Annotated in this window: 6 protein-coding genes; 1 reads left to right on the forward strand and 5 read right to left on the reverse strand. The window is 74.1% G+C overall.

What is annotated here, in order from left to right:
- Positions 1–3282, reverse strand: a 3282-nt coding sequence (locus D6689_15975) for a hypothetical protein (protein RMH39628.1), incomplete at its 3' end; no start/stop codon positions are given.
- A gap of 154 nt (positions 3283–3436) precedes the next feature.
- Here D6689_15975 and D6689_15980 point away from each other — a divergent pair.
- Positions 3437–4219 (forward strand): hypothetical protein, encoded by a 783-nt coding sequence (locus D6689_15980; GenBank protein ID RMH39629.1) that lies wholly within the window; start codon positions 3437–3439, stop codon positions 4217–4219.
- Between the two features lie 55 nt (positions 4220–4274).
- Here the strand turns inward: D6689_15980 and D6689_15985 are convergent, their stop codons facing one another.
- The 4 genes from D6689_15985 to D6689_16000 all read right to left on the reverse strand — a co-directional run bounded on the left by D6689_15985 (position 4275) and on the right by D6689_16000 (position 8217).
- On the reverse strand, positions 4275–4994 hold the full coding sequence (locus D6689_15985; protein RMH39630.1) for a hypothetical protein: 720 nt from the start codon (positions 4992–4994) through the stop codon (positions 4275–4277).
- A gap of 175 nt (positions 4995–5169) precedes the next feature.
- On the reverse strand, positions 5170–6285 hold the full coding sequence (locus tag D6689_15990) for an LLM class flavin-dependent oxidoreductase (GenBank protein RMH39631.1): 1116 nt from the start codon (positions 6283–6285) through the stop codon (positions 5170–5172).
- Position 6286: 1 nt separating this feature from the next.
- Entirely contained in the window at positions 6287–7687 is a 1401-nt protein-coding gene (locus tag D6689_15995; GenBank protein ID RMH39632.1) for an NAD-dependent epimerase/dehydratase family protein, read from the reverse strand.
- Positions 7684–8217 carry a hypothetical protein gene (locus tag D6689_16000; protein RMH39633.1) on the reverse strand — a complete coding sequence of 178 codons (534 nt, stop codon included), beginning with the start codon at positions 8215–8217 and terminating at the stop codon, positions 7684–7686. The genes D6689_15995 and D6689_16000 overlap by 4 nt, the downstream gene beginning before the upstream one ends.
- Position 8218 lies beyond the last annotated feature (1 nt).

Below are 8218 nucleotides of genomic sequence, written 5' to 3' on the forward strand. Positions count from 1 at the left end.
CGCCTCGGCCGGCTCCTTGTTCCCGACGTAAACGCGCCACGCCGCCTCGAACGGAAACAGGTACGGGTGCACGCCCGCCAGCATGTCCGCGACCACGTCGCGAAGGTACGCGACCGCTTCGTCGCGCGACAGACCGCGCAGCGTCGCGGACCGCAGCGCGTCCGCGCCGGCCGTCGCGACGCACACGTACGCGCCGTGGGGCGCGCCCGCCTTGATGCCGGCGGCGGCGAGCGCGACCTGGTCGATCCACGCGCGCAGCATGTCGCGCACGTCCCGCGGCGCCGGTCGGCGGCCCTTCGGCGCGCGCCGGGCGAGCACGACCGTCCCGGCCAACGACGGCGCGAGCCCGCTCGCCTGCCCTGACAGCCGCACGGTCACGTCGCCGCCAGCCGGCGCCGGCACCGCGAGTTCGATCGCCGGCTCGATGCGGTCCGCGCGGTCGAACTCGCCGCCGCGCCCGAACCGGACGACCGTCAGCGGCCCGTCGGCCGGAATCGCCTTGTATCGCTCGCGCCAGCGCTTGAGCACGCGAATGTGCTGCTCGCGCAGCGACTCGGCGAACACGCCGGCGGGCGCGCAGCCGCGCATCTGGCGGACCGCGAGCCGCTCCGCGTAGACCGCGCCGAGCGGCTCCCGCCGGCGCAGCGACTCGGCAAACGCCTCGCGGAGCAGCACGATCGTGTCGAGCCGGTCGAGCGCGAACGGCTCGTCCTCGCGGGCCAGTAGATCGTCGTCGTCGTCGTCGACCAGCCGCAACAAGAAGCGCGCCGACCCCTGCAGCGGGCACTCGAGGAACCGCCGCACCGCCGCCAGCGGCACGTCGATCGGACCGGCCCGCTCGGCGTCCGCCGGATCGGGCAGCGGCGCGACGCCCAGCAGATCGGCCAGCCGCGCCCACGCGTCGGTCGACAGCGCGGCGGCCAGCGCACGCCGCTCGGGCACGCGATCGGAGCCGACCGCCGCCAGCAGGTCCGCGCGCGCGCGTCTGGCGGCGCGCTCGCGACCGGCCTCGGGGATCGCGCCGTCGCGGTCGTCGTCGTAGCGGCGCAGTGGGCGCACGTCGACGAGGTCCGCGACCGCGTCGCCGAGGTAGCCGCCGCGCAGCACGTGCATCAACTCGACGACGACCGACGACGGCTCGAGCGCGTCGCCGGTGAGCACGTCGCGCGCCACGTAGCTGAGCACGAGCCGCTCGCGCGCGGCCATCAACGTCTCGAGGAATGCGTAGCGGTCGCGATCGCGCGGCGACACGTCGCCCGCCCGGCGGCGCCGCAGGCGCAGATCGAGCTGATCGGCGCGCGCCGGCGCCGGGAAGTGGCCTTCTCCGAGGCCGACCACGAACACGGCTCGGTGCGGCACCGCGTGCGCCGCGCCGAGCGCGGCGATGGTGACGCCGTCGCCGAGCGGGCTGCCGACCGCGCCGGTGAGCGCCGCCAACTCGGGGTCGAGCAGCTCGCGCACCGCGTCGTAGCCGACCCGCGCGCCGTCGAGGTCGAGGTCGGCCAGATCGCGGATGCGCGCGAGGCAGCGCAGCCGGTCGCGCTCGTCGCGATCGTCGGCGGCGTGCACGTAGGTGGCCACCACGGCCGACCAGAACTCCGCCCAGTCCGAGAGAGTCATGCGCGCGCGGCGCGCGAACCGCGCGTCCGCGATCAGCGAGCGGGCCAGCAACCCGAACTGCGCCGCCGCGACCCGCTCGTCCGGCGGTCGTTCCTCGGGCAACCACGAGTGCGCTCCCGCGGCGACCGCGCGCTCGTCGCCGCTGCGTGGCCCGGCCATGAACGCGCCCAGCGCGAGCCGGACGATCCCCTGGTCCCAGTGAAACCGATCGCCGTCGAGGTAGGTGTCCGCGTGGTCCCGGCGGTCGGCGCCGTGCACGATGCCGGTGTCGTCGCACATGCGCAGCCACGCGTCGGCCGACGCGCCGGCGAACCCGCCGAGGACCGCGGGATGGGCCATCACGCCGAGCAGTGCGCCGCGCTCGAACCGACTCGCCGGCAGCGCGACCAGCGCGCGGACCGCGTCGACCACCGCGCTGCGCGACGCAAGCGGCGCGTCGACGAGCTGGTACGGCAACTCGTGCGCCGCCCGAAACGCCGACGCCAGGTGCGTGTAGTAGACGTCGCGGTCGCGCGACGCCACGTAGACCGCGATGTCCGACATGCGCAACGTGCGATCCTCGCGCAGCAGCCGCCAGATCTCGCCGGCTACGATCTCGCACTCGCGCGCGACCGTCGGGCACGCGAGCACGCGCAGCGACGTGTCGCTCCGCAGCGCCCGCCCGTCGCGGGACGGCAGCCGGCGGTCGAGCACGTCGCGCTGCACCGCGGCCAGCAGCGTGGGCGGCGGCTCGGGCGGCGCGACGAACGCCTCGGCGAAGTCGAACCGGCTCGCCTCGTTCAACAGCCGGATGTGCTCGCGGCCGGGGCGTCCCCACCGGCGCAGCAGCGGGTTTTCGTCCTCGCGGTCGAGGCCGAACGGATCGTCGCCGTCGCGCGGCGCCGGGCCGCCGGCGTCCTCCCAGTACTCGCGACAGGGGTTGAACGCGTACACGCACACGGCCGTCGTCGACGCCAGCCAGTGGAACAGCCGGTGGACCAGCGGCGCGAAGTACGACAGGCCGAACGCGAACACCCGCGCCGGAATCGCGGGCGGCGCCGGCGGCGGCCCGGCGACGATCTCGCGCAGGTCGCGCCACGGCCGCCCGGTCCTCGTCGCGCGCTCGCCGGCGCGCGCGCGCACGCGCCGCCACAGGTGGCGCTGCCATGCGTCGACGTCGGCCGCGCCGGCATCCGGCGCTTCGGCCGGCGCCCGCGACCACGCCTCGATCAGATCGGGGCGCGACTCGATGTACTGCTCGAACAGGCGCGCGATCCGGCGCGCGAGCTGCACGCGCCGCACGTCGGCCTCGCCCTCGTCGGCGCCCGGCGGAAACACGTAGGCGCGAAGCGGCGCCGCCCACAGATCCGCCAGCGCGGCGTCGTCGACCAGCTCCGCGAGCACCAGCTCGAACAGCGCGGTGCCGGCCACCAGCCGCGGCCGCTCCGGCAGCGCGGCGACCACCTCGGCCGCCAGCTCGTCGATGCGCAGCGGCCGCAGGTGCGCGGCGACGCCGTGACGCGCGGCCAGCTGTCGAAACAACCAGCCGGCGAGCCGCCGGCTCGGGACGGCCACCCACACCGGCTCGAGCAGACCCGCGTCGGCGCGATAGGCCGCCACGTCGGCTGCGAGCCGGTCGACCAGACGGTCCAGGGCGTTGCCGTATGTGACGGACAGCGGCACGACTGCCGGCCATTGTCGCGCGCACCTCTGTCACGGACACCTCCGGCGCGCGCGCCCGTCCGGATTGCGCCAGGATCGCAGCAAAAATCGCCGGCCGGGCGACGGCGCGGCCGCTACACTGACGATACGCCGTGCCGAACTCGAGGGGCCAGCCGTGACCCACGCGTGCCGCAGCGTCGACCGCGTCCACCTGCTCGCCGAGGATCTCGACTGGGCGCCCCGCGCGTTTGCGTGGCTGCACCGCGGCGTCGCCGCGACGATCGTTGCAGGAGCAAGCATTCCCGCCCTCATCGAATTCGGTCCGGTCGCGTGGTTCGTGCCCGGCCTCGTCGCCCCCGTGGCGTCCCGCGTCGGCAACCGCGCGGCGCGGGCGCTCGCCCGCCGCCGTCTCGCCCGCGTCGCGCGCGGCGAGGTCGACCTGGCGCGTCTGGACGACGAACGCGACGGCGCAGTGGTCCGCGTGCGCGGCACGGTGGACGCCACCGACACCCTGCCCGGCCTCGTCGCCGACGAGCCGACGGTGTACCGGCGCGTGCAGCTGTCGCTCGGCAGCGTGCAACTCGTTCACGAAGCGGCGGTCGACTTCGCGATCACCGACGACGCCGGCCGGCGCGTGCGGGTGTTCACCGCCGGCTCGCGCCTGCTGTGCGCGATGCCGCGCCAGTACTTGCTGTCCGGCCCCGTCCGCGACCGCGTGCTCGACGAGGTTCGTCGCAGCTACATCGACGCGCTGTTGCGCTCGCGCGGCGTGTTCCACTTCGACACGATGGGCGACGAGTACCGCCTGCGACCGGGTGACGTCGTCGACGTGATCGGCTACAAGACGCGCGTCGTCGACCCGCGCGGCGACCGGCTGGCGCGCGACAACCCGTTTGCGGCGGCGTTGCGGTCCGGACGGCGGCTGCCGCTGTTGATCGTCCCGGCCGCGGCGCCATAGCCGGCGGGCGACCGCCCGCGCGGCCGCGCCCGCGCGCCCAGACCCCGGCGCCCCGTCACCGGCGGCGGCGCCGCCGGAGCGCCCACGCCGCGACCAGCGCGAGCCCCAGCGGTGCCCCGGCGGGCGCGCGACCGCCCCCGATCGCGCAGCCGCCGCCGTCGACGTCGGCCGGGGTGCCGCCGGATCCCGCGTCCGGCCCCGCGCCGGCTCCCGCATCCGGCCCACCGCCGGCGCCGGCGTCCGGCCCGCCGCCGCCGCCGGCGCGCAGCGCGATGTCAGCACAGTTGAAGTACAGATCGTTGTCGCCCCACCCGCTCGCCACCTTGTCGTACATCACCTGGACGAGCTGCAGGGTGCAGTTTTCGCACTCGATGTTCGGCAGCGTCACCTGCGCCTCGAAGATGCCGGACGGCGGCGGCTCGTCGGGGATGTTGTCGAGCAGCACCGACGGACACGAATAGAGGTCGTCCTTGCTCGCGGGATAGCAGAAGTCGTCGTCGCCGTCGTCGTCGAACGAGATGCGGTAGTGCGACGGGTGGTTGATCGTCTCGCGCCACTTTACGGTGATCGTCGCGCCGGGCTCGAACACGGTGACGTTCGTGCCGCGCGTGCCGCCGGGCCGGCCACACGGCTCGGCCTTCTGCTCGTTTTCCGCGTAGCGGTGCGGCGGCGACACGAGCGCGATGTGCGCTTCAGCGACGCCGGCGACAGACCAGGACAGGAGCCAGGAAAACAGGGCGATCGCGCTCGGGCGAATCCAACGACTACGGTTCACGGCACATGCTCCTTCCCGGCCGCGCCATCATACCGCACAAACCGGCCCCCGCGGCCACCCGGTTGGCACCGGCGCCGAGCGCCGCGCCGCCCGCCTCGCGCCGGCGCCGAGCGCCGCGCCGTCAGGTGGCCGGCGAGGTCGCGCGCGCCGGCGGCCACAACGCGACCGCCGCCGCTCAGTGCAGCGCCGCCGCCCCGTCGGCCGGTCGCGCCGGCGGGCTGTCCGCGAAGTACGGCATCACCTGCTCGCCGAACGTGCGGATCGACCGCATCACCAACTCGTGCGGCACGGTCCCGGCCTGCATCACCAGGATCAGCTCGTCGACGCCCGCGTCGCGAAACCGGCTCACGATCTCGCGGCAGTGGACCGGGTCGCCGATCACGTTCATCGCGGGAGCGTCCTCCGCACCGCGGAACGCCATCGCCGCCGCCAAATCCTCGTCGGACAGAAAGTCGCGGTCGATCGGCAGCGGCCCGATCGGCCGGTCCGCGGTGAAGTAGTACGCCGCCAGCGCCTGCGCGAAGAAGTTGGCGCCGCGAAACCCGTAGCGGCACGCCTCGCGGTCGTCCGGCAAGCACAGCGCGACCGGCGTACACGCGAAGTGATCGGTCTTGGCGTACGCCTCGGGCTGAGCCGCCGCCACGGCGGCCCGGTACTCGCGCACCTTCCGCGCCAGGTAGTCGTCGTTGCCGATCGCGAAGTTCAGCGCGCCGATGCCGAGCTTGCCGACCTGCACGGCGGACTCCGGCTTGCTGCACGCCGCGAACATCGGCGGGTGCGGCTGCTGCACCGGCTTCGGGATCACCCGCGTCGGCGGGATGTCGAAGAAGCGCCCCTTGTAGGAGAACACGTCCTCCCGCCACATCCGCGGGATCATGTCGAGCGCCTCCTCCCACTGCGCGTGCAGCTGGTCCACGTCGTTTTCGAAGGCCAGCTTCTCGGTCATCGACGAACTCTTCCCCGAGCCCCAGTTGACGCGCCCGCCGGACAGGATGTCCAACGTCGCCACGCGTTCGGCGATACGGATCGGATGGTTGTAGCGGTACGGCGTGAGCGTGATGCCGTGACCGAGGCGGATGCGCTCGGTCTTGGCCGCGATGTATGCGAGAAACGTCTCGGGCGCCGACGAGTGGCTGTATTCGTACAGGCCGTGGTGCTCGACTTCCCAGATCGCGTGGTAGCCGATCTCGTCCGCGAGCACACACTGGTCGACGCAGTCGCGAAACAACTGCGCCTCCGTCTCGCGCGTCGGCCGTGAGATTTGCATCTCGTAAAACAGCGAAAACTTCATGTCATCCTCCGAGCCGCGCCTCGGCGGCGCCGTTTGCGCGCAGCACCAGGTTCACGAACGCGCGCGCCGCGGGCCCGCCGCGCCGCGCCCGCCGGAACGCGCCGACGATGCCGCCCACCAAGAAGTTGTAGCCGCTGTCCCCCCGCACGCGGACGCGGCCGGTCATCGCCGCCTTCGCGTAGTCGAGCTGGCCGGCGAGCATTCGGGTGAAGTCGGACTCGGCGATCGCGATCGTGGCGTCGGCCTCGGGGTGGATCCCCGGGCGAACCGCCACGCGGCCGCCGTCGATCTCGATTCGCCACTCGCTCGGGCGATCGCCGGTGAGCACGAGATTGGCCACGCCGCGCATCCCGCGCATCTCCGCCTCGCCGCGCGCATCGACCGGCACACCCCCGCGGACCGCGGACACCGCCGACGCGGCGCCGAACAGCAGCCGCGTGCCCGGACTGGCCGCCGCCGCGGGCGCGCCCGCGAGCGCGCGCAACACCTGGCCGGTGGTGTCGTAGCGGGGCCGCCAGCGCAGCTCGCGGCGAGCCTTGGCGGTCGACACGACGATCGGGTAGCGGCTTCCCGCGCGCAGCCACACCGGGTTGATGTCGGTGAGGTGCAGGCGGTACGCGACGTCCGCCGCCCCCGTGACGCCGGGCGGCAGCGGCACCGGCCACTTGCCCATGTGGCGCGGCCAGTCGCGCACCGGCAGCGGCTCGTCGGTGGCGATGTTGTAGGCGCCGCGCGCACGCCGGCACAGCGCGAGCCAGAACGCATCGACGACGTCGTCCTCGTGTGTCACGTGCACGGGCACGGGTTCGGCGCGCGCCGGGTAGGCGAACAGGCGGCGGCGAAACCGGTCGAGGCTGCGCCGCCCGCGCGGCCCGAGGAAGATCGACGGGCGCAGGCGCGCGATCGCGACCGCCGGATGGCGCGCCTCGAGGTCGTCGAGCAGGCGCTCGCACGCGGCCTTGGTGCGCGCGTAGTAGAAGTCGTCGTTGCCGCGGCACGGCGCGTCCTCGGTCAACGGGCCGGCCGCGTTGTCGGGGTGGAACCCGTAGGCGGCGATGCTCGACGCGTACACGAGCTGGCCGGCGCCGGCCGCGATGGCGGCGTCGGCGACGTTGCGCGTGCCGCCGACGTTGACCGCCTCGACCAGCGCCTCGTCGCGCGGCGCGCGTTCGACGATGAACGCGAGGTGCACCACCGCATCGCAGCCGCGCAGCGCGCCGGCGATCGCGGGGTCGCGCACGTCGCACACCACCGCGCGGACCTTCGAACTCGGATAGACGGCCGGCACGCGATCGATCGCGACCACCGCCTCGACCTGGGGCTCGCGCGCGAGCCGATCGACGAGCAGCCGCCCGAGGCTGCCGGCCGCGCCGGTCACCGCGATGCGCGCCGGCGCGGTCATGCGGCGAACTCCCGCGGATCGAACCGGCCGCGCCCGGACAGGCGCGACAGCGCGTCGAGCAGCATCCGCTGGCCGCGCAGGCCCATGCGGAAGGTCGGCACGTCGAGCGCGTGCGGCGCCTTCTTCGGCACGGCGCGCACGCGGCGCAGGTACTTGCCCATCGTCTCGGGGCGCAGCGTCGCCTCGCGGATCGACGGCATCGCGAGGTCGGTGGCGGCAAAGCCGACGACGAACGTCAACAGGGCGCGTGCCAGCCGCAGCCGGGCCACCGCGCGCTCGACCAGGGTTCGGTCGCGCCCGTGCCGCTCGCGGAACAGATCGTCGACCGTGCGTCCCGCGCAGGCCGCCCCCTTTTTGTCCAGCAGCCAGTAGTCCATCGCCAGATGGCGCGACTCGTCAATGTCGATGCGGCGGAACACCTCCGCCTGCAGAGGATCGTCGGTGCTGGCTTTGAGCGCCGGGATGAGCAGCGAGTCGAGCGCCAGTTCGAACAGCACGATGGTCGCGGTCGACAGCTCGTACAGGCTCACG

The sequence above is a fragment of the Deltaproteobacteria bacterium genome (genome assembly GCA_003696105.1).
Taxonomy (GTDB): Bacteria; Myxococcota_A; Polyangia; order Haliangiales; family J016; genus J016.